This is a genomic window from Microbacterium indicum DSM 19969 (genome assembly GCF_000422385.1).
GTDB lineage: Bacteria > Actinomycetota > Actinomycetes > Actinomycetales > Microbacteriaceae > Microbacterium > Microbacterium indicum.
In genome coordinates this window covers 194,899-216,168 of the sequence record NZ_AULR01000001.1, presented here as the reverse complement: position 1 = coordinate 216,168, position 21,270 = coordinate 194,899, and the positions used below count along the sequence as shown (strand labels likewise).

The following is a 21,270-nucleotide window of genomic DNA, read 5'->3' as shown; positions in this document are numbered from 1 at the left end:
GTGACGGACATCGACTGGGACGCGCTGCGCCGGGTCGCCATCGAGGCGACGACGCGGGCCTACGTCCCGTACTCGCACTATCCGGTCGGCGCCGCCGCCCTCGCGACCGACGGCCGCGTCGTCGCCGGGTGCAACGTCGAGAACGCGGGCTACGGCGTCACGCTGTGCGCGGAGTGCGGCCTGGTCTCGGACCTCGTGTACTCGGGCGGCGGGCAGCTCGTCGCCTTCCTCTGCGTCAACAAGGACGGCGAGACGATCATGCCGTGCGGCCGCTGCCGCCAGCTGCTGTTCGAGCACGCGGCGCCCGGCATGCTGCTCGAGACGGTGTCGGGCGTGCGCACGATCGACGAGGTCCTGCCCGATGCCTTCGGCCCCCGCGACCTGGAGCAGGTGCGATGAGCGAGCCGTTCGACGCCGTCGACGTCATCCGCACGAAGCGCGACGGCGGCGCGGTGCCCGAGGCGAAGCTCCGCTGGCTCGTCGACGCGTACACGCGCGGCTACGTCGCCGACGCCCAGATGTCGGCCTTCACGATGGCGGTCCTGCTCAACGGCATGGAGCGCGACGAGATCCGCGTCCTGACCGACGCGATGATCGCCTCGGGCGAGCGCATGAGCTTCGACGGCCTCGGCAAGGTCACGGCCGACAAGCACTCGACGGGGGGAGTGGGCGACAAGATCACGCTGCCCCTCGCGCCGCTCGTCGCCGCGTACGGCGTCGCCGTCCCGCAGCTCTCGGGCCGCGGCCTCGGGCACACGGGAGGGACGCTCGACAAGCTCGAGTCGATCCCGGGCTGGCGCGCCGCGCTCTCGAACGATGAGATGCTCGCGCAGCTGCGCGACGTCGGGGCGGTCGTGTGCGCCGCCGGATCCGGCCTCGCCCCCGCCGATAAGAAGCTCTACGCCCTGCGCGACGTGACGGGAACGGTCGAGGCCATCCCGCTCATCGCGTCGAGCATCATGTCGAAGAAGATCGCCGAGGGCACCGCCTCGCTCGTGCTCGACGTGAAGTTCGGCTCCGGCGCCTTCATGAAGGACATCGACCGTGCACGCGAGCTCGCGCGCACGATGGTCGAGCTCGGCACCGACTCGGGGGTCGCCACGACGGCGCTCCTCACCGACATGACGACGCCGCTCGGTCTCGCGATCGGCAACGCCAACGAGGTCCGCGAGTCGGTCGAGGTGCTCGCGGGCGGCGGCCCGTCGGACGTCGTCGAGCTGACGCTCGCCCTCGCGCGCGAGATGCTCCGGGCCGCCGGCGTCGACGAGGATCCCGCCGACGCGCTCGCCGACGGCCGCGCGATGGACGCCTGGCGCCGCATGATCCGCGCCCAGGACGGCGATCCCGACGCCGCGCTTCCGACGGCGCGCGAAACCCACGTGGTGCGCGCCGAGCGCGACGGGTACGTCACGACGATGGACGCGTTCGGCGTCGGCATCGCCGCGTGGCGACTCGGCGCCGGCCGCGCACGGGCCGAGGACCCCGTCGTCCACGCGGCGGGCATCGACCTCGCCGTCAAGCCCGGCGCTCGCGTGCGCGCGGGCGACGCGATCCTCACGATGAGCGCCGACGATCCCGCGCTGTTCGACCGCGGCCTCGAGGCCCTGGCGGGTGCGATCGAGATCGGCGATACTGCTCCCGAGAGCGCCCCGATCGTGCGCGAGCGCATCACCGCATGACCCCGCACCAGCGCAAGGAGAACCGCATGTCGCGCCCGCCCCGTTCCCATCGTCCCAGCCGGTCGGAGGCCCAGATCGAGGGCGTCCCCGTGCGCAGCCTCCCCAAGGTGTCGCTCCACGACCACCTCGACGGCGGCGTGCGCGCCGCGACGGTCTTCGAGCTCGCGAACGAGGCCGGGATCGAACTGCCGACGTCAGACGCGCGGTCGCTCTGCGAGTGGTTCGCCGATCAGGCCGACTCCGGCTCGCTCGTTGACTACATCAAGACCTTCGACCTGACGATCGCCGTCATGCAGACGGCCGAGAACCTCACGCGGATCGCGCGCGAGTTCGTCGAGGACCTCGCGAACGACGGGGTGATCTACGCCGAGGTCCGCTGGGCGCCCGAGCAGCACCAGGCGCAGGGGCTGACGCTCGACGAGGCCGTCCAGGCCGTGCAGGACGGGCTCGAGGAGGGCGAGGACGCGGCCGACGAGAACGGCCACGCGATCCACGTCGCGCAGATCCTCTCCGCCATGCGCCAGGCCGACCGCTCGCTCGAGATCGCCGAGCTCGCTCTGCGCTTCCGGGACGACGGCGTGGTCGCGTTCGACCTCGCGGGCCCCGAGGACGGCTTCCCGGCGTCGCGCCACCAGCCCGCGCTCGACCTGCTCGCGCGCGAGTTCTTCCCCGTCACGCTGCACGCGGGCGAGGCGGCCGGCCTCGACTCGATCCGCGGGGCCCTGCTCGACGGGCGCGCGCTGCGCCTCGGGCACGGCGTCAGGATCGCCGAGGACCTCGAGGTCATCGAGACCGAGGGCGACGAGGTGCGCGTGCGCTTCGGCGACCTCGCCCGCTGGGTGCGCGATCGCGAGATCGCCCTCGAGCTCTCGCCGTCGTCGAATCTCGGCACGGGCGCGATCGAGGCGTGGGGCGACAGCCTCGAGGATCACCCCTTCGACCTGCTCTACCAGCTGGGGTTCTGCGTCACGGTCAACACCGACAACCGGCTCATGAGCCGCACGACGATCACGCGCGAGCTGTCGCTGCTCGCCGAGGCGTTCGACTACGACCTCGAGGACGTCGAGCAGTTCCAGCTCAACGCCGCGGCGGCGACCTTCCTGCCGATCGAGCAGCGCGAGGAGCTGATCGACCTCATCACGGAGGGCTTCGACCGCTGAAGGACATCTTCCCGCCTGATGGACATCCGATTGGATGTCCGAGAGGCGGGAAGATGTCCTCGCGAGGGCCTGCCGGGCATCGAAGCACCGGCCGGTGGGCGGATCGTCAGGACGAGGGCAGCAGCGTGTACTTCGTCTCGAGGTACTCGTGGATGCCCTCGGCGCCGCCCTCGCGGCCGACGCCCGACTGCCTGACCCCGCCGAACGGTGCGGCGGCGTTGGAGACGACGCCCGCGTTGAGGCCCATCATGCCGGTCTCGAGCCGATCGATCATGCGGTGCCCGCGGGCGAGGTCCTGCGTGAATACGTAGGACACGAGGCCGTACTCGGTGTCGTTGGCGAGCCGCACGGCCTCGTCCTCGGTGTCGAACTCGGCGATCGCGAGCACGGGCCCGAAGATCTCCTCGCGCCAGATCTCGGCCGCGCTCGTCACGCCCGCGAGCACCGTGGGCTCGAAGAAGGTGCCCGGCCGGTCGACGGGGGAGCCGCCCGCGAGGATCCGCGCCCCGCGACCGGCGGCGTCGGCGACGAGATCCCTCGCCTTCGCGACGGCGTCGCCGTCGATGAGCGGCCCGATCGCGACGCCGTCCTCCGTGCCACGGCCGATCCGCATCGCGCGCACGGCCTCCGTCACGCGCCGGGCGAACTCGGGGGCGACGGAGGAGTGCACGATGAAGCGGTTCGCGGCGGTGCACGCCTGCCCGATGTTGCGGAACTTCGCCGCGAGCGCCCCCTCGACGGCTGCGTCGAGGTCGGCGTCGCCGAAGACGACGAAGGGCGCGTTGCCCCCGAGCTCCATCGACACCCGGAGGACGCCGTCGGCGGCCTGCTTCATGAGCTGGCGCCCGACCGGCGTCGACCCCGTGAAGGACAGCTTGCGCAGCCGCGGATCCGCGATGATCGGCTCGGATACGCGTCGCGACGACGACGAGGTGACGACGTTCACGACGCCGTCCGGAACGCCCGCGTCGACGAGGATCTGCGTGAGGAGCAAGGTCGTCAGGGGCGCGAGCTGCGCGGGCTTCACGACGACGGTGCAGCCGGCCGCGAGCGCCGGCGCGATCTTCCGCGTCGCCATCGCGAGGGGGAAGTTCCACGGCGTGATGAGGAACGCGGGGCCGACGGGGCGCTGCGACACGATCATGCGCCCCGTGCCCTCGGGCACGGCGCCGTAGCGCCCCGAGATCCGGACCGCCTCCTCGCTGAACCAGCGGAGGAACTCGCCGCCGTACGCGACCTCTCCGCGCGACTCGGCGAGCGGCTTGCCCATCTCGAGCGTCATGAGGAGGGCGATCTCCTCCGCGCGCTCCTGGACGATCTCCCACGCGCGGCGGAGGATGTCGGATCGCGTGCGCGGGGGGGTCGCGGCCCACGCGTCCTGCGCGGCGACGGCCGCGTCGAGCGCGCGCGTCGCGTGCTCGGCCGTGGCGTCGGCGACCTGCGCGATGACCGCGTCCGTCGCGGGGTCGCGCACCGCGAACGTCGCATCGGTCGCCACCCACGCGCCGCCGATGCGGAGTCCCGTGGGGACGGAGGACAGGAGATCGGATTCCGCGGTCATGCGCGCCTCGCTCAGAAGGTCGGGATCTCGAAGCCGCAGCTCGCGGCGAGCTGCTGGCCCGCGGCCTGCACCTGCACGATCGCGTCGGCCGCCGCCGTCGGGTCGTCGAGGTCGTACACGCTCTCGATGACGTCGGCGATGTCCTCGAGCGGACCCGCGACCTCCTCGGTCTGCATCTGGGCCGCGAGGTCGTCGAAGTACGCCTCGACCGCCGCGGCGTCGCCCGTGTCGGGCTGCGGCTCCGCGATGAGCGTCGCGCAGTCGGCCTGCACCGCGGCGTCGCTCGACCCGCCGGCCTCGGGCGTCGACTCGGGGGCGGGCGTCGACCCGCCCTCGGGGGTCGGCTCCTCGAACGGCCAGCCGTCCGACGGCGACTCGGAGGGGAGGAGCCCGTCGAGGTCCTCGCCGAACTCCTGCGCGACGCCGGCGATGCCCGCGATGAGGACGACGAACACCGAGAACACCCCGACGATCCCGCCGACGACCGAGACGGCGAGGGCCGCGATGCTCATGCCCGTGCCGCGCGCGCGGCGCACGAGCGCGATGATCGCGAGCACGATCGCGGTGACGAAGAGGGGCCACGCGAGGAACGAGAGGTACCCGAGGGCCATCGCGATGCCCGAGGCGAAGCCCAGGAGGGCGAAGACGAATCCCGCGATCGCGAGGATCAGGGCGGTCGTCGCCAGGCCGGCGCCCGGCCGCGGACGCTGCGCCGGCTGCGTCGGGACGACGCGCTGCGGCGGAAGGGGCGGGACCGCGGCCGCGGGATACGGCTCCGTCGGCCGCGGGTAGGCCTCGGTCGGCTGGCGGTCGGGATCCGGCAGGGGCACCGTCGGCTGGTCGTCGGAGGAGCTCATGCCTCGATTGTGTCAGGTGGATCCGCGGCGCACACGGGGGAAGGCCCCTCCCTTGTCCGGGGACAGGGGAGGGGCCTGCGGAAGGCGTGGGGGTCAGGCCTGTGCGGCGGCCACGACCTCCACGATGTCCGAGAAGAGCGGGTGGCCCTTCTCGAGACCTGTCACCTCGGCGGCGAACTCCGAGGCGGTGAGCGCGGCGAGCTTCTCGTGCAGCTCGACCGACTGGGGATCCTCGGGGTTGTCGAACGCGAGGGCGGCGCCCATCGCGGCGACGAGGGCCGTCGTCGGCAGCCCGCGCTCGGCGGCCTCTGCGGCGGGGCCGACGAAGCGCTCGTGGCGTGAGAGCTTGCGCAGGGGCTGGCGCCCGACCCGCTGGACGGTGTCGGGCAGGTGCGGATTGCGGAAGCGGCCGAGGATCGTCGCACGGTACTCCGCGAGCTCCTCGGCCGGGAAGCCGTGCTTGGCGGCGAGCAGCGCGCTCGTCTCCTCGAGCGCCGAGGCGACGCCCGCGGCGACCGTCTCGTCGGCGAGCGCGTCGGCGATCCGCTCGATGCGGCGCGCGGCGCCCAGGTACGCGGCCGTGGCGTGGCCCGTGTTCACCGTGAACAGCTTGCGCTCGATGTACGGGGCGAGGTCGTCGACGAAGTGCGCGCCCGGGATGGACGGGCGGTCGGCCCCGAACGGGCGGGCCTCGATGGCCCACTCGAAGAAGGGCTCGACCGTGACGTCGATGCCGGCGCCCTCGGGCTGGCCGGGCACGATGCGGTCGACGGCGGTGTTCGCGAAGACGGCGCGCGGCGCGAGGGCCGCCCACTCGTCGCCCGCGAGCTCCTCGATGTGCGCGCGCAGCTGATCGGTCGCCCCGATCGCGTTCTCGCAGGCCATGACCTGCACGGGCGCGGCGTCCGCCGCCCGCTCGCGGAGCCCCGCGAGCACGTGCGGCGCGATGAACCGCAGGACCGTCGGGCCGACGGCGCAGGTGACGACGTCGGCCGTCGCGACCTCGCGCGCCACCCCGGCCGGATCCTCGGCGCTGTCGACCGCACGGAAGCCCGTGACGACGCGGTCGCGCCCGCCCTCGCCGACCTCGTGCACCGTGTAGGCGTCGGCCGCGTTGATCGCGGCGACGAGGGGCGCGGCGACGTCGCTGAACACGATGTCGTAGCCGCCCTCCGCGAGGAGCATTCCGACGAATCCGCGGCCGATGTTCCCGGCCCCGAAGTGAACTGCCTTCATGGGGATCCCTTTCAGTTGATGCCGTCGGCGAGGAGCGCGTAGAGCTCCTCGGGCGTCGCGGCTGCGGTGAGCTTCGCGACGGCGTCGTCGTCGCCGAACTGGACGGCGACGCTCGAGAGGATCTCGAGGTGCGCGCCGCCCTTGCCGGCGATTCCGACGACGAAGGTCGCCGTGTCGCCGTCGCCCCAGTCGACGCCGCCGTCGTAGCGGACGACCGACAGGGCGGATCCGAGGACCGCGTCCTTGGCGGCGTCGGTGCCGTGGGGGATCGCGAGGCCGTTGCCCATGAAGGTCGACACGGTCTCCTCGCGGGCCTTCATCGCCTCGAAGTAGTCGCCCGTCACGGCGCCGGCCTGCTGGAGGATCCCCGCGGCCTCGCGCAGGGCGTCGTCGCGCGTGACGGATCCCGCGTGGATCCGGACGTACTCGGGCCGCAGGACGTCGCCGGACGCGGGGGCCGGCTCCGCGGCGGGCTCGGCCTGCGCGGCGGGCTCGGGCGCGGCGGCGGGCTCCTCGCCCGACTGCTGGCGCCTGAGCAGCTCGACGATCTCGTCGTACTCGGGCGCGTTCATGAACGCGTCGACCGAGACGTGCATCGCCGACGGCTCGTTCTGGCGCGCCCTGTCGGTGAGCTGCTGCTGCGTCACGACGAGGTCGGCCGTGCCGTCGAGGTTCGCGATCGACTTGTTCGTCACGTCGAGGCCCGTGAGGCCCGCGTCCTTGAACTTCTTGCGGAGCACGCTCGCGCCCATCGCCGAGGATCCCATGCCCGCGTCGCACGCGAAGACGACCTTCTGGATCGTCTTCGTCGCGGCGGCGGGGGCGTCGGCGAGGTTCGCGAGGAAGGCCGACTGCTTGCCCTTCGCGGCCTGCGTCTTCGCGACGGCGGCCGAGAACTGGTCCTCCTTCTCGAGGTCCTTCTTCCGGCTCGCGCGCAGGATGATCGCGGCGATGACGAAGGTCACCGCGGCCGAGATGACGACCGAGAGGATGACCCCGAGGTAGTCGGTGCGGAAGGTCATGCCGAGCACGGCGATGATCGACCCCGGCGACGCCGGGCCGACGAGGCCGTCGCCGAACAGCTGGTTCGTCGCGACGCCCGACATCCCGCCGAGGATGACGGCGATGATCAGGGCGGGCTTCATGAGGACGTACGGGAAGTACACCTCGTGGATGCCGCCGAAGAAGTGGATGATCGCGGCGCCGGGCGCCGAGCCCTTCGCGGCGCCCGTGCCGAAGAACGTGAACGCCAGGAGGACGCCCAGGCCGACGCCCGGGTTCGCCTCGAGGAGGAACAGGATCGACTTGCCGTGCTCCGCCACCTCGGCGGTCCCGAGCGGCGTGAGGACGCCGTGGTTGATCGCGTTGTTGAGGAAGAACACCTTCGCGGGTTCGATGATGATGCTCGTGAGCGGGAGGAGCGAGTGGTTCACGAGCCAGCCCACGGCCTCGCCGAGGACCGCCATGATCCAGTTGACGACGGGCGCGAGCACGTAGAACGAGAAGATCGCGGCGAGGAACCCGAAGATCCCCGCCGAGAACATGTTCACGAGCATCTCGAAGCCGGCCTTGATCCTGCCGTCCCACAGCCCGTCGAGCTTCTTCATGATCCAGGCCGCGAGCGGGCCCATGATCATGGCGCCGATGAACATGTGGATCTGGCCGATCTGGTTGTCGGCGGGCAGATCGGCGTTCTGGACGGCGATGAGCAGGTCGCTGCCCGCGATCGCGCCGACGGTCGCGATCGCGCCCACGACGCCGCCGCGCTTGTCGTGGATCATGAAGCCGCCCGTGTAGGCGATGAGGAGCGGCAGGAGGTAGTGGATCATCGGGCCGCCGACGGACGCGAGCTGCTCGTTGGGCAGCCAGCCGTCGGCGATGAACAGGGCCGTGAACAGGCCCCAGGCGATGAGCGCGGGGATGTTGGGCATGACCATGCCCGACATGAAGGATCCGACCTTCTGGATCCCGACGCGCAGGCCGCCCGGCGTCTTCGCCGAGGTGGTGGTGGAGGACATCATCTGTGCTTTCTTCAGGGTGGTGATCAGGCCGCGGAGCGGGCAGCGGCCTGGGCGCCGGCCGCGTCGGACGCCGCCAGGGCGGCCTCGGCCATGCGGCGCGCGTCGTCGGCCGTGTGGAGCTTCAGCTCGGCGCGCACGTCGGCGAGCGCGGACGGGGACATGGACAGGCTCGTGACGCCGAGGCCCGCGAGGACGACGGCGAGGAGCGGGTCGGCCGCGGCCTCGCCGCACACGCCGACGGGCTTGCCGTTCGCGGATCCGCCCTCGCCGACCATCTGGATGAGCCGGAGCGCGGCGGGGTGCCAGGGCGACTGCAGGTTCGCGACGGTCCCGAGCAGGCGGTCGGCGGCCATCGTGTACTGCACGAGGTCGTTCGTGCCGATCGACGCGAAGTCGGCGACCTGGAGGACCCGGTCCGCGAGGATCGCGGCCGCGGGGACCTCGACCATGACGCCCGTCGTGCGGAGCCCGAGCTCCTTCGCGAGCGCCGTGAAGTACGCGGTCTCCTCGACCGTCGCGACCATGGGCGCCATGACCCAGAGGTCGGCGTCGGACTCGGCGTCGGCCTGCGCGAGCGCCGTGAGCTGGTCGCGGAGCACGTTCTCGCGGTTGCGGAGCGCGCGGATCCCGCGGCGCCCGAGGGCCGGGTTCTCCTCGCCCTCGTCGGTCAGGAAGGGGAGGGGCTTGTCGGCTCCCGCGTCGAGCACGCGCACGACGACCTTCCTGCCGGGGAACGCGGCGAGGAGCTTCGCGTAGCTCGCCTTCTGGCTCTCGACGGAGGGCGCCTCCTCCGACGAGAGGAACAGGAACTCCGTGCGGAACAGGCCCACGCCCTCGGCGCCGAGCGCGACGGCGTCGGCCGCCCCCTCGGGGCTGCCGAGGTTCGCGAGGAGCGGGATCTCGGTGCCGTCGGCCAGCGCGCCGGGCGTGATCGGCGCGGCCGCGGCGGCCTTCCTGGCCTCCGCGCGCTCTGCGGCCGCGGCGAGCTGCTCGTCCGTGGGGTCGGCGACGACGACGCCGTCCGCGGCGTCGACGATGACCGTCTGGCCGTCGGCGAGGTCGGCGGATCCCGTGCCGACGACCGCGACGATCCCCTTCTCGCGCGCGAGGATCGCCGTGTGCGAGGTGGGGCCGCCCTCGGTCGTCACGACGGCGAGGACCTGGTCGAGGTCGAGGAGCGCGGTGTCGGCGGGCGCGAGGTCGGTCGCGACGAGGACGAACGGGTGGCCCGGATCCGGGACGCCGGGCGCCGCGACGCCGCGCAGGTGCGCGATGACGCGCTGGGCGACGTCGCCGAGATCGGCGGCGCGCTCGCCGAGGTAGCCGCCGATCGCGGCGAGCTGCTCGGCGAACTCGGCGAAGGCCGTGTGCACGGCGTGCTCGGCGGTCGCGCCGGCGTCGATCTTCGCGCCGACCGACTCCTCGAGCGTCGGATCCTCGGCCATCATCGCCTGCGCCTCGAGGACGTCCTGGGCGGATCCGCCCGCCTTCTCGCCGCGCGCGTTGAGCTCGGCGGCGACGGCGGCGACCGCTTCGGTCACGCGGGCCTTCTCCTCGGCGGCGGGCAGGGCGCTCGGCGCGTCGGACGGCGCCTCGAGGGGAGGCGCCATGTGGGCGACGGGGCCCTGGGCGACGCCCCGGCCGATTCCGACCCCCGTGATCTCGGTCACGATCAGGCCTGGTCGGAGTCGGTCTCGAGCAGAGCCGCGAGCGCGTCGAGCGCCGCGTCGGCGCCGTCGCCCGTCGCCTCGAGGGTCACGACGTCGCCCGTGTTCGCGCCGAGGGCGATGACGCCGAGGATCGACGCGGCGTTGACGGGCGAGCCGCCCTCCTTCGCGACGGTGACGTCGAGGCCCGACTCCTTCGCGGCCTGCGCGAAGAGCTTCGCGGGGCGGGCGTGGAGCCCGTGCGATGCGGCGATGGTGACGGTGCGAGTGGCCATGATGTGTCCTTTCAGAGGGTGGGACCCGCGGCCGCGGGCCCCGTGATCAGTTCCCGAACGATGGCGAGCGCGCGCGTGCCGTCCCGGTCGGCGGCGATGTCGGCGGGCAGCACGGCGAGGGGCACGCCGGGGGCGGCCGCGCGGACGCGGCCCTCCTCCGGTGCGAGGTGGGCGCCGAGCAGGATCGCGTCGGCGGCGGGGTCGACGGCGGAGAGGGCGGACGCGCGCGCCTCGAAGGGCGTCCCCGCCGCCGCGGAGGCGCGCTGAAGGCGCGACGCGACGAACGTGCTCGAGGCGCCGGCACCGCAGACCACACTGATCCTCATCGATCCCACAACTCCTATTCGCCCTCATGCTTCTCTCTCCCGGCCGCGCGCACAACGAGGGTCGCTTCCGGAGGGGGCGGAAAGTTGTCGCGGGCGCCCGCATGCCGGAGACTGGCAGGCATGGCGAGGGCGCGGCAGGCACAGATGCTGGCCATCCTGATGCGCCGCGGATCCTGGGTCACGGCGGGCTTCCTCGCCGACCAGCTCGGCGTCACGCCGCGCAGCGTCCGCTCGTACGTCACGGCGATCAACGCGCAGGCCGCGTCGGGCGACGCGATCGAGTCGGGCCCGCAGGGGTACCGCGCGACGCCCGCCGCGTCGGGGCTGACGCGCGACGATCTCGAGCCCGATCGCGGCACGCCGCGCGAACGGCTCCGCGGGCTCGTGCGCATGCTGCTCGACGCCCGCGAGGGGCTGAGCGTCTACGCGGCCGCCGAGGCACTGCACGTGAGCGAGAGCACGATCGAGGGCGACCTGCGGCGCGTGCGCGGGCTCCTGACGCGATCGGACCTGCGCTTCGAGCGCGCGGGCGAGGTCGTACGGCTCGAGGGATCCGAACTCGCCCGCCGTCGCCTCGTCTCGACGATCGTGCACGACGAGATGAGCGACGCGGGCTTCGACCCCGGGATCATGAGCCGCGCGGCCGAGAGCATGCGGATCCCCGCCGGCGCGTTCGACGCGATGCACGAGGACCTCGTGGAGGAGCTCCGCCGGGAGGGATCCGTCGACGAGCTCGCGATCGCCGACGTCGTCCTGCACATCGCGATCGCCGCCGAGCGCGTGCGCCGCGGCTACGCGCTCGAGGGCGAGGGCGAGGCCGATCCGCAGGTCGAGCGGGTCGGCGCCGCGCTCGACGCCGTGGGGAGGGCGCACCTCGGGGTCGTCTGGGGGTCGGGCGACCGCCGCCACCTCGCGGCGCTCGCGCTCCTGGCGGTCGACGGCTCGGCGGGAGGGAGCGCCGGCGCGGACCCCGTCGTGCGCGCCGCCGTCCGGACGGCGCTCTCGCGCGCCTCCGCGACCTACCGCGTGGCGCTCGACGACCCTGCTTTCGAGGAGCGCCTCGCGGTGCACGTGCAGAATCTCGCCGACCGATCCCGCGAGCAGGTGTGGTCGCGCAACCCCATGACCCGTTCGCTCAAGTCGGCCTCTCCGCTGCTCTTCGAGATGTCGGTCGCGGTCTCGGGGGTCCTGTCGTCGGCGCTCGGGCTCACGATCCCCGACGACGAGATCGCGAACATCGCGATGCACCTCGGGGGAGCGATCGCCCCAGCCCGCGCGGCGTCGGCGCGGCTCACCGCGACGATCGTGTGGCCCGGAGCGTTCGAGCAGCCCCGCGCGCGCCTGCGCGAGGCGATCGAGGCCTCGCTCGGGCACGACATCGACGTCGTCGCGACCGTGACGGGCGCCGCGCCCGACTGGGGCGGGATCGAGTCCGACCTCGTGATCGCGACCGTCGAGCCGCCCGCCGGCGCTCCGCTCGATCGCGTCGTGCAGATCCCGCCGTTCCCGACCGATCGCGACATCGCGGCCGTCGCCGATGCGGCGGGGCGCGTGCGCAGGCAGCGGCGCCTCGCGGGGCTGCGCGCCGAGTTCGCGCGCTGGTTCGCTCCCGGCGCGTTCCTCGTCGACGTCGACCCGGCGACGCCACAAGACGAGCTGATCCGCCGCCTCGCGGCCCCGCTCGTCGCCGACGGCGTGATCGACGAGGCCTACGTCGAGAGCGCGATCGAGCGCGAGCAGCTCTCATCCACGGCGTTCACGGAGAGCCTCGCGGTGCCTCATGCCCTGACGATGTCGGCGACGCGGACGGCGATCGCCCTCGCGGTGAGCGAGCAGGCGATCCCGTGGGGGCCCGAGCGGGTGCAGGTCGTCGCGTTCGCGGCCTTCAGCGAGGCCGATCGCGCTTCGTTCCAGGCGGTGTTCGAGCAGTTCGTCGACGTCTTCGCGAGCCCCGAGAACGCGCGGCGGCTCGCGAGGAAGGGCCGCGACCTCCCGTCGTTCCTGACGGAGCTCGCGGCCCTCATCGACGGGTGATCAGGCCCCGCGGCTCGCCAGCAGCTCCCGCACAGACGCCTCGAGGCCGGCGATCCGCCCGGCCGCCGACTCGGCGGAATCGGCGGCGACGTCGAGGTAGACCTTGAGCTTCGGCTCGGTGCCGCTCGGGCGGAAGATCGCACGGGACCCGCCCGCGAGCACGTAGCGCAGGACGTCGCCGTGCGGCTGCCCCGCGGGAGCCTGCAGCAGGTCGTCGGCGCGCTCGATCGCCAGGTCGCCGAACGCGGCGGGCGGCTCGTCGCGCAGCGACTGCATCGTGCGGGCGATGATCCCGAGGTCCTCGACGCGCACCGACACCTGGGCGCTCGCGTAGTGGCCGATCTCGTCGGCCAGCTCGGCGAGCAGGTCGGCGATCGTCGCGCCGCGCCCGCGGGCCTCGGCCGCGAGGCCCAGGATCGCGACGGCGGCCGAGATGCCGTCCTTGTCGCGCACCGTCTCGGGGTTGACGAGGTAGCCGAGGGCCTCCTCGAACCCGAACACGATGCCGGGCGCGCGCGAGATCCACTTGAAGCCCGTGAGCGTCTCGTGCCAGTCGAGCCCGTGCTTCGCGGCGATGGCGCCGAGGCCGGGGGAGGAGACGAGCGAGCACGCGAGGGCGTCGCCGGGGCGTGCGGACTGCGCCGCGCGGCGCCCGAGCAGCAGTCCGATCTCGTTGCCGGTCAGCCGGCGCCAGCCGTCGTCGGCGGGGATCCCCACGGCGACGCGGTCGGCGTCGGGGTCGTTCGCGATGACGAACTCGGCGCCCGCGGCCTCGGCGGTCTCGAACGCGAGGTCCATCGCGCCCGGCTCCTCGGGGTTCGGGAACGCGACGGTCGGGAACGCGCCGTCGGGCTCGACCTGCGCCGGGACGACGGCGGGCAGGGGATAGCCGGCGCTCTCGGCGACGGAGCGCAGCGTCTCCCACCCGACGCCGTGCATCGCCGTGTAGGCCCACGTCATGCCCGCGGCCGACGCGGGAGCGGGGGCGACCTCGGCGGTCGCCGCGACGTAGGCCTCGACCACCTCCTCGCCCGCGATCTCGAAGGTCCCGTCGAGCGGCAGCGCGCTGATCGGGCCCGCGGCGGCGACCCGGTCGATGTGCGCCGCGATCTCGGCGTCGGCGGGGGCGACGATCTGGGATCCGCCGTCCTCCCCGCCGAGGTAGACCTTGTAGCCGTTGTCGCGCGGCGGGTTGTGGCTCGCCGTGACCATGACGCCGGCCGAGGCGCCGAAGTGCCGCACCGCGAACGCCAGGACGGGGGTCGGCAGCATGCGGGGGAGCAGCACGGCGCGCACGCCGGCGCCCTCGAAGATGCCGGCGGAGTCGCGCGCGAAGACGTCGGAGTTCTTCCGTCCGTCGTACCCGATGACGACGGACGGCGTCTCGTCGTCGCCGGCCTTCTCGAGCAGGTACGCCGAGAGGCCGGCCGCGGCCTGCGACACGAGGACGCGGTTCATCCGCATGGGACCCGCGCCGAGCTCGCCGCGGAGGCCCGCTGTTCCGAACTGCAGGCGGCCCGCGAAGCGCGCCTCGAGCTCGGCGACGGCCGCCGGCTCGCTCTTCTCGGCGCCGATGATGAGCGCCTCGAGCTCGACCTGCGTCTCGATGTCGGGATCCTGCGCCGCCCAGGCGCGCGCGTCGTCGAGGAGCGTCATGCGATGCGCCCGATCACGTGCGCGAGCAGCTGCGAGATCCGCCCCTCGGCCTCGCGGCCCGCGTCGATGACCTCCTGGTGGCTCAGCGCCGTCGGCGAGATGCCCGCCGCCAGGTTCGTGATGAGCGAGAAGCCCAGGACCTCCATACCGGCCTGGCGCGCGGCGATCGCCTCGAGCGCCGTCGACATGCCGACGATGTGGCCGCCGATCGTCTTCGCCATCTGCACCTCGGCGGGCGTCTCGTACTGCGGGCCGCGGAACTGGCAGTACACGCCCTCGTCGAGCGTCGGGTCGACCTCGCGCGCGATCTCGCGCAGGCGGGCCGAGTAGAGGTCGGTCATGTCGATGAACGTGGCGCCCTCGAGCGGCGTGTCGCCCGTCAGGTTGATGTGGTCGCTGATGAGGACGGGCTGCCCCGGCTGCCACGAGTCCTTGATGCCGCCCGCGCCGTTCGTCAGGACCATGACGGTCGCGCCCGTCGCCGCGGCGGTCCGCACGCTGTGGGCGACGCGGCGCGTGCCGTGGCCCTCGTAGTAGTGGGTGCGCGCCCCGATGACGAGGACGTGCGATCCGGCCGGCGTGCGCACGCTGCGCAGGGTGCCGACGTGGCCCTCGAGCGCGGGCTTCGAGAAGCCCGTCACCTCGGTAGCGGGGATCGTCGCGACCGTCTCGCCGATGAGGTCGGCGGCGGCGCCCCAGCCGCTGCCCAGGGTCACGGCGATGTCGTGGTGGGCGACGCCGGTGAGGCGGGCGATGTCGTCTGCCGCCTGGCGGGCGACGTCGAAGGGATCGGCGGGCTGGTCGAGCGGGTGCGTCATGGGTCCCACGATAGGCGCTCTGTGCGTTCACCTGGATAGGGGAGAATGAGCACTATGACCTTCGACTTCGACCAGAAGCAGCGCATCGCGATCATCGGAGCGGGGCCCGGCGGCTACGAGGCGGCGCTCGCGGGCGCGCTCCTCGGCGCCGACGTGACCCTCGTCGAGAACACGGGGATCGGCGGATCCGCCGTCCTCACCGACGTCGTCCCCTCGAAGTCGCTCATCGCGACGGCCGACGCGGCCCGCGCGATCGACGAGGCGACCGACCTCGGCGTGCAGTTCTTCGCGAAGGGCGGCGACGGCACGCCCCTCAAGCCCGAGGTCGCGATCAACCTGCACGCGGTCAACAAGCGGATCCTCGCCCTCGCGGGGCAGCAGTCGGAGGACATCCGCGCGCGGCTGCTCGAGGCCGGGGTCAAGATCATCTCGGGCCACGGCCGCGTCGAGGGCTCGAGCGCCGTCGTCGTGTCGACGGGCCCCGACGGCACCGACTTCGACCGCATCGACGCCGACACGATCATCGTGTCGGTCGGAGCGTCGCCGCGCGAGCTGCCGAGCGCGAAGCCCGACGGCGATCGCATCCTCACGTGGAAGCAGATGTACAACCTCACGGCCGTCCCCGAGCACCTCGTCGTGGTCGGGTCGGGCGTGACGGGCGCCGAGTTCGCCTCGGCGTACATGAACCTCGGCTCGAAGGTCACCCTCGTCTCGAGCCGCGAGCAGGTCCTGCCCGGCGAGGACCAGGACGCGGCGGCCGTGCTCGAGCGGGTCTTCACCCGCGGCGGCATGACGCTGCTCGCGAAGTCGCGCGCGGACGAGGTCGTCAACACGGGCGACGGCGTCGCGGTCACGCTGTCCGACGGCACGGTCGTCGAGGCGTCGCACTGCCTCATGGCCGTCGGCGGGATCCCGAACACCGCCGAGATCGGCCTGCAGGAGGCCGGCGTGCAGATGCGCGAGTCGGGCCACATCGTGGTCAACCGCGTCGGCCGCACCTCGGTCCCGAACATCTACGCCGTCGGCGACTGCACGACCCTCACCCCGCTCGCGTCTGTCGCGTCGATGATCGGCCGCACCGCCGTCTTCCACGCGATGGGCGACGCCGCGATCCCGTTCACCGACCGCAAGATCGCGTCGAACATCTTCACGACCCCCGAGATCGCCACGGTGGGATGGACCTCGGGCGACGAGGTCGTGGCGAAGAAGGTCGACATCACGACGAACCCGCGCGCCAAGATGATGGGCGTCACCGACGGCTTCGTGAAGATCTACTCGCGCCGCGGATCCGGAACCGTCATGGGCGGCGTCGTCGTCTCGCCCAAGGCGAGCGAGCTGATCTACCCGATCTCGATCGCCGTCGACCGCCGCCTCTCGGTCGACCAGCTGGCGCGCGTCTTCACCGCGTACCCGTCGCTCACGACGTCGATCAACGACGCGGCGCGCGCCCTCCACGGCGTCAACAAGCGCGGCTTCTGACCCGCGCCGAGACTCTGACGAAGCGCTGACGCTCTGGCGATCCCGCCGGATCCGGCGGCCCTCGCCGCATCGTCAGAGTCTCAGGATCCCTCGGCCGCCCGCCTGAGGAGGGCGAGCTGAGCGTCCCAGCGGTCCGCGGCCTCGATGAGCGCCCGTCCCGCGGATCGCAGGGCGTCGGGCCGCGCGGAGTACTGCACCTCACGGCCCGCGCGCCGCGACTCGACGAGCCCCGCATCCGCGAGCACCGCGAGGTGCTTCGCCGTGCCCTGGCGCGTGATCGCGAGCTCGCGTGCGAGGGAGGACGGCCCCGCGGGCCCGCGCGAAAGCCGGTCGAGGATCCGCAGGCGGTTGTCGTCGGCGAGCGCGGCGTGGATCCGCGTCGCGGTCACGCCGAACCCAGCGCGGTCGCCGCGAGCGCGAGCTCCTGACGCCACCCGGATCGGTTCGCCTCGTAGTTCGCCGCGTGCTGCGCGGCGCCGAACGCGGCGAATCCGGTCTCGTGCACCGTCACCCGCACGCCCGCGGGGATCTCCGCGATCGCGAACTCGACGGTCGTCGGCGGTGATTCGGCGTCGGGCCGCCACGTGAAGACGGCGCGTCGGGGCGCGTCGAGTGCCACGACCGTCACGCGGAAGGCGCCGGCCAGATCCCAGGCGCTGACTCCGACGCCCTGACGAAGCGCCGAGACTCTGACGATCGCGCGGCTCCGGGCGGGAGCGGCGCGATCGTCAGAGTCTCGAAGCGCGGATCAGGAGATCTGCAGGAGGCGGTGGCCCGACGAGATCGTCTGGCCGACCGGCGCGTCGATCGCCTGGACGGTGCCGTCCTTGTGCGCGCGCATCGGCTGCTCCATCTTCATCGCCTCGAGGACGACGACGAGGTCGCCCTTGACGACCTTCTGGCCCTCTTCGACCTCGACCTTGACGACGGTCGCCTGCATGGGGGAGACGAGCGCGTCGCCCGAGGCGCCGGTGGCGGCCGACGAGCCGTGGGCACGGCGGGAGGTCGGCGCGGCGGCGGGGCGCCCCGCGGCGGGCGCGGCCCGCGTGATCCGGTCGGGCAGACTGACCTCGACGCGCTTGCCGTTCACCTCGACGACGACGCTGTGGCGGGGCTCCTCGGCGGCGGGCGACGACATCTCGCCGTCCCACGCGGGGATCCGGTTGTCGTACTCGGTCTCGATCCAGCGGGTGTGGACGCCGAAGGATCCGTCCTTCGCCGCGAACGCCGGCTCGCGCACGACCGAGCGGTGGAAGGGGAGGACCGTCGGCAGGCCGGCGATCTCGAACTCGTCGAGCGCGCGGGCCGCGCGGGCGAGCGCCTCGTCGCGGTCGTGTCCCGTGACGATGAGCTTCGCGAGCATCGAGTCGAAGGCGCCCGAGACCTCGTCGCCCGTCGTGACGCCCGAGTCGACGCGCACGCCGGGTCCGCCCGGGACCTTGAACTGGTGGATCGGGCCCGGCTGCGGCATGAAGTCGCGGCCGGCGTCCTCGCCGTTGATCCGGAACTCGAACGAGTGGCCCTCGGCGACCGGGTCGCTGTAGTCGATCGTGCCGCCCTCGGCGATGCGGAACTGCTCGCGCACGAGGTCGATTCCGGTGACCTGCTCGGAGACGGGGTGCTCGACCTGGAGGCGCGTGTTGACCTCGAGGAACGACACGGTGCCGTCGGCGCCGATGAGGAACTCGCAGGTTCCGGCCCCGACGTAGCCGACCTCGCGGAGGATCGCCTTGGACGACTCGTAGAGGACGGTCGTCTGCTCGTCGGTCAGGAACGGCGCGGGCGCCTCCTCGACGAGCTTCTGGTTGCGGCGCTGCAGCGAGCAGTCGCGCGTCGAGATGACGACGATGTTGCCGTGGCTGTCGGCGAGGCACTGCGTCTCGACGTGGCGGGGCTTGTCGAGGAACTTCTCGACGAAGCACTCGCCGCGGCCGAACGACGCGACGGCCTCGCGGGTCGCCGACGCGAACATCTCGGTCACCTCGTCGAGCTCGCGGGCGACCTTGAGGCCGCGCCCGCCGCCGCCGTACGCGGCCTTGATCGCGATGGGCAGGCCGAACTCCTCGGCGAACGCGACGACCTCGTCGGCGGTCTCGACGGGGCCGGGCGTGCCGGGGGCGAGGGGGGCGCCGACCTTCGCGGCGACGTGGCGCGCGGTGACCTTGTCGCCGAGCTGGTCGATCGCCTCGGGGCTCGGGCCGATCCAGATGAGGCCCGCGTCGATCACGGCGCGCGCGAAGTCGGCGTTCTCGGCGAGGAAGCCGTAGCCGGGGTGCACGGCGTCGGCGCCCGAGCGGCGGGCGACCGAGAGGATCTTCTCGGCGACGAGGTACGTGTCGGCGCCCGTGGATCCGTTCAGCGCGTAGGCCTCGTCGGCGAGCTTCGTGTGGCGGGCGTCGCGGTCCTGGTCGGAGTACACGGCGACGGAGGAGATCCCGGAGTCGCGGGCGGCGCGGATGACGCGGACGGCGATCTCGCCACGGTTGGCGATGAGCACCTTGCGGATAGACGGCATGGATTCGAGCCTATCCAGCCGATCCGAACGTCTTTTGAGCGACCTCCACAACAAAAGGCGCGGATCGTGGGGGATCCCCTCAGATCCGGTTCCAGAGGGCCGTCCACTCGGCGCCGAGCTCGCGCGCGAGTCGCCTGACGGTCGAGAGCGACATGCCGACGACGGTCGACGGGTCGCCGTCGACCCGCTCGATGAACGGGCCGCCCAGGCTGTCGACCGTGAACGCGCCCGCGACCTCGAGGGGCTCGCCCGTCGCGACGTACGCCGCGATCTCGGCGTCGGTGACGTCGGAGGCGAAGGTCACGCGTGCCTCGGCGACGGCGTGGGCCTCGGCGAGGGATCCGCCCGTGACCCGGATCACCGTGTGGCCGGAGTGGAGGACGCCGGTGCGGCCGCGCATCGTCTCCCAGCGCGCCGTCGCGTTCTCGGGCGTGTGCGGCTTGCCCGAGAGGACGCCGCCGAGCTCGAACATCGAGTCGCCGCCGATCACGAGCCCGTCGAAGCCCTCGCCGGCGAGCCGCGCCGCGACGTCGCGCGCCTTCGCCGCGGCCAGGAGCTGCACGTGCTCGGCCGGCGGGAGCGTGCGACCCTCCGCCCGTTCGACGGCCGCGACCGCCGCATCCTCGTCGACGCCCGGCGACTCGAGCCGGGGCTCGATGCCGGCCTGGCGCATGAGGGCGAGGCGGGCGGGCGACGTTGAGGCGAGGCAGACCTGCATGCGTCCAGCGTATTGCTGGGACGATGGGGGAATGGATACGGGCGACCTCATCGATCTCGACGTGACCGGAATCGCCCACGGCGGCGTCTCGGTCGCGCGCCACGGCGACACCGACCTCGTGGTGTTCGTCCCCGACACGCTCCCCGGCGAGCGGGTGCGGGCGCGCGTGACGCAGGTGAAGAAGTCGTTCGCGCGCGCCGAGACCGTCGAGGTGCTCGACGCGTCCCCGCACCGGCGCCCGCACGTCTGGCGCCAGGCCGACGTCTCCCGCGCCCCCGAGACGCGCCCGGGCGGCGCCGACTTCGGCCACATCGCCCTCGACCACCAGCGCGCCCTCAAACAGCGCGTGCTGACGGAGGCCCTCGAGCGCTTCGCGGGCGGATCCGTCCCCTTCGAGGTCGCTTCGGCCGGGCGCGACGAGTCGGACGACGGGACCCGCTGGCGCACCCGCATCGGCCTGCACGTCGACGAGGCGGGGCGCGTGGGGCCGTACGCCGCGCGCACCCACAGCGTCATCGAGGTCGCGGATCACCCCCTCGCGACCAGCGGCCTCGAGGCCGCCGCGCTCGCGCTCGGTCGCGAGAAGGCGGGCCGCGTCGACCTCGTGCAGCCGCACGACGGAGACGTGCGCGTGCTCCGGCGCCCCGACGAACGCCGCCGCGGGAAGCGCCAGACGCCGGAGGTCGTGACCGAGGTCGTCGGCGACCGCGCGTTCCGCGTCGACGCCGGCGGGTTCTGGCAGGTGCACCGCCTCGCGGCGACCGCGCTCGACGGCGCGGTCCGCGGCGCGCTCGCGACCCTCGAGCCGCAGGAGGGCGCGCACCACCTCGACCTCTACGGCGGCGTCGGCCTCTTCGCGGCGGCGCTCGCGGCGCACGGATCCGGATCCCGCGTCACGACCGTCGAGTCCGCCCCGCGCGCCACGCTGCACGCCCGCGAGAACCTCACGGGGCTCTCGGCCGAGGCGGTCACGGCCCGCGTCGAGCACTTCGTCGACCGGATCCCCGACGACCGCCGCGCGGGCCTCGGCCGCGGCGTGACGCTCCTCGATCCGCCCCGCTCGGGCGCGGGAGAGCAGGTCGTCGCGCGCATCGCCGATCTCGGCCCGAGCGCCGTCGTCTACGTCGCGTGCGATCCCGTGGCCCTCGCCCGCGACGTCGGCGCGTTCCGGGCGCGCGGCTGGGATCTCGCGGACCTCCGGGCGCTCGACCTGTTCCCGAACTCCCACCACCTCGAGGCCGTCGCCGTCCTCCGCCGCGGGTAGTTTT

At 73.2% G+C, this 21,270-nt stretch carries 19 protein-coding genes; 6 read left to right on the top strand and 13 right to left on the bottom strand.

Annotation, left to right across the window (positions count from 1 at the left end; all coding sequences use genetic code 11):
- From H576_RS0100930 to H576_RS0100920, 3 genes are read left to right on the top strand one after another with little or no spacing between them, the layout of a single operon-like run.
- Nucleotides 1-399 carry a cytidine deaminase gene (locus tag H576_RS0100930; RefSeq protein WP_029149355.1) on the top strand — a complete coding sequence of 133 codons (399 nt, stop codon included), beginning with the start codon at nucleotides 1-3 and terminating at the stop codon, nucleotides 397-399.
- Nucleotides 396-1,679, top strand: coding sequence for a thymidine phosphorylase (locus H576_RS0100925; RefSeq protein WP_029149354.1), 1,284 nt, complete (start codon nucleotides 396-398; stop codon nucleotides 1,677-1,679). Before H576_RS0100930 ends, H576_RS0100925 begins: the two co-directional genes overlap by 4 nt.
- Before the next feature lie 26 nt (nucleotides 1,680-1,705).
- On the top strand, nucleotides 1,706-2,839 hold the full coding sequence (locus tag H576_RS0100920) for an adenosine deaminase (RefSeq protein ID WP_051172071.1): 1,134 nt from the start codon (nucleotides 1,706-1,708) through the stop codon (nucleotides 2,837-2,839).
- Nucleotides 2,840-2,945: 106 nt separating this feature from the next.
- On the opposite strand, the gene H576_RS0100915 is transcribed toward H576_RS0100920, so the two are convergent.
- The 7 genes from H576_RS0100915 to H576_RS13845 all read right to left on the bottom strand — a co-directional run bounded on the left by H576_RS0100915 (nucleotide 2,946) and on the right by H576_RS13845 (nucleotide 10,782).
- Nucleotides 2,946-4,400: an NAD-dependent succinate-semialdehyde dehydrogenase gene (locus H576_RS0100915; RefSeq protein WP_029149352.1), complete on the bottom strand. Its 1,455-nt coding sequence runs from the start codon at nucleotides 4,398-4,400 to the stop codon at nucleotides 2,946-2,948.
- Nucleotides 4,401-4,411: 11 nt separating this feature from the next.
- Complete coding sequence (locus H576_RS0100910) at nucleotides 4,412-5,257, bottom strand: hypothetical protein (RefSeq protein WP_029149351.1); 846 nt, start codon at nucleotides 5,255-5,257, stop codon at nucleotides 4,412-4,414.
- Nucleotides 5,258-5,350: 93 nt separating this feature from the next.
- The gene (locus H576_RS0100905) at nucleotides 5,351-6,493 is read right to left on the bottom strand and encodes a mannitol-1-phosphate 5-dehydrogenase (RefSeq protein ID WP_029149350.1); all 1,143 of its coding nucleotides are present in this window, start codon (nucleotides 6,491-6,493) and stop codon (nucleotides 5,351-5,353) included.
- Between the two features lie 11 nt (nucleotides 6,494-6,504).
- A complete protein-coding gene (locus H576_RS0100900; protein WP_029149349.1) occupies nucleotides 6,505-8,514 on the bottom strand; it encodes a PTS mannitol transporter subunit IICBA in 2,010 nt (669 codons plus the stop codon).
- A gap of 23 nt (nucleotides 8,515-8,537) precedes the next feature.
- Nucleotides 8,538-10,124 carry a phosphoenolpyruvate--protein phosphotransferase gene (ptsP, locus tag H576_RS0100895; RefSeq protein WP_036318817.1) on the bottom strand — a complete coding sequence of 529 codons (1,587 nt, stop codon included), beginning with the start codon at nucleotides 10,122-10,124 and terminating at the stop codon, nucleotides 8,538-8,540.
- A 62-nt stretch (nucleotides 10,125-10,186) separates the two neighbouring features.
- Nucleotides 10,187-10,456 (bottom strand): HPr family phosphocarrier protein, encoded by a 270-nt coding sequence (locus H576_RS0100890; RefSeq protein ID WP_029149347.1) that lies wholly within the window; start codon nucleotides 10,454-10,456, stop codon nucleotides 10,187-10,189.
- A gap of 11 nt (nucleotides 10,457-10,467) precedes the next feature.
- The gene (locus tag H576_RS13845; RefSeq protein ID WP_036318814.1) at nucleotides 10,468-10,782 is read right to left on the bottom strand and encodes a PTS sugar transporter subunit IIB; all 315 of its coding nucleotides are present in this window, start codon (nucleotides 10,780-10,782) and stop codon (nucleotides 10,468-10,470) included.
- Nucleotides 10,783-10,926: 144 nt separating this feature from the next.
- Here H576_RS13845 and H576_RS0100880 point away from each other — a divergent pair, with 144 nt between their 5' ends.
- The gene (locus tag H576_RS0100880; RefSeq protein ID WP_051171975.1) at nucleotides 10,927-12,816 is read left to right on the top strand and encodes a BglG family transcription antiterminator; all 1,890 of its coding nucleotides are present in this window, start codon (nucleotides 10,927-10,929) and stop codon (nucleotides 12,814-12,816) included.
- On the opposite strand, the gene H576_RS0100875 is transcribed toward H576_RS0100880, so the two are convergent.
- Entirely contained in the window at nucleotides 12,817-14,472 is a 1,656-nt protein-coding gene (locus H576_RS0100875; RefSeq protein ID WP_029149345.1) for a phospho-sugar mutase, read from the bottom strand.
- Nucleotides 14,469-15,290, bottom strand: a complete 822-nt coding sequence (locus tag H576_RS0100870) for a purine-nucleoside phosphorylase (protein WP_029149344.1) — start codon at nucleotides 15,288-15,290, stop codon at nucleotides 14,469-14,471. Before H576_RS0100870 ends, H576_RS0100875 begins: the two co-directional genes overlap by 4 nt.
- 54 nt (nucleotides 15,291-15,344) lie before the next feature.
- On the opposite strand from H576_RS0100870, the gene H576_RS0100865 reads away from it, so the two are divergent.
- Nucleotides 15,345-16,769: an NAD(P)H-quinone dehydrogenase gene (locus H576_RS0100865; RefSeq protein WP_156888064.1), complete on the top strand. Its 1,425-nt coding sequence runs from the start codon at nucleotides 15,345-15,347 to the stop codon at nucleotides 16,767-16,769.
- 80 nt (nucleotides 16,770-16,849) lie between these two features.
- Here the strand turns inward: H576_RS0100865 and H576_RS0100860 are convergent, their stop codons facing one another.
- The 4 genes from H576_RS0100860 to H576_RS0100845 all read right to left on the bottom strand — a co-directional run bounded on the left by H576_RS0100860 (nucleotide 16,850) and on the right by H576_RS0100845 (nucleotide 20,002).
- Nucleotides 16,850-17,158, bottom strand: a complete 309-nt coding sequence (locus H576_RS0100860; protein WP_029149342.1) for an ArsR/SmtB family transcription factor — start codon at nucleotides 17,156-17,158, stop codon at nucleotides 16,850-16,852.
- Entirely contained in the window at nucleotides 17,155-17,397 is a 243-nt protein-coding gene (locus H576_RS13840) for an SRPBCC domain-containing protein (RefSeq protein WP_051171972.1), read from the bottom strand. Before H576_RS13840 ends, H576_RS0100860 begins: the two co-directional genes overlap by 4 nt.
- Before the next feature lie 120 nt (nucleotides 17,398-17,517).
- Nucleotides 17,518-19,284: an acetyl/propionyl/methylcrotonyl-CoA carboxylase subunit alpha gene (locus H576_RS0100850; protein ID WP_029149341.1), complete on the bottom strand. Its 1,767-nt coding sequence runs from the start codon at nucleotides 19,282-19,284 to the stop codon at nucleotides 17,518-17,520.
- 79 nt (nucleotides 19,285-19,363) lie between these two features.
- Nucleotides 19,364-20,002: a Maf family protein gene (locus H576_RS0100845; RefSeq protein ID WP_029149340.1), complete on the bottom strand. Its 639-nt coding sequence runs from the start codon at nucleotides 20,000-20,002 to the stop codon at nucleotides 19,364-19,366.
- A gap of 31 nt (nucleotides 20,003-20,033) precedes the next feature.
- Between H576_RS0100845 and H576_RS0100840 the strand changes: the two genes are divergently transcribed.
- Nucleotides 20,034-21,266 (top strand): class I SAM-dependent RNA methyltransferase, encoded by a 1,233-nt coding sequence (locus tag H576_RS0100840; RefSeq protein ID WP_029149339.1) that lies wholly within the window; start codon nucleotides 20,034-20,036, stop codon nucleotides 21,264-21,266.
- Nucleotides 21,267-21,270 lie beyond the last annotated feature (4 nt).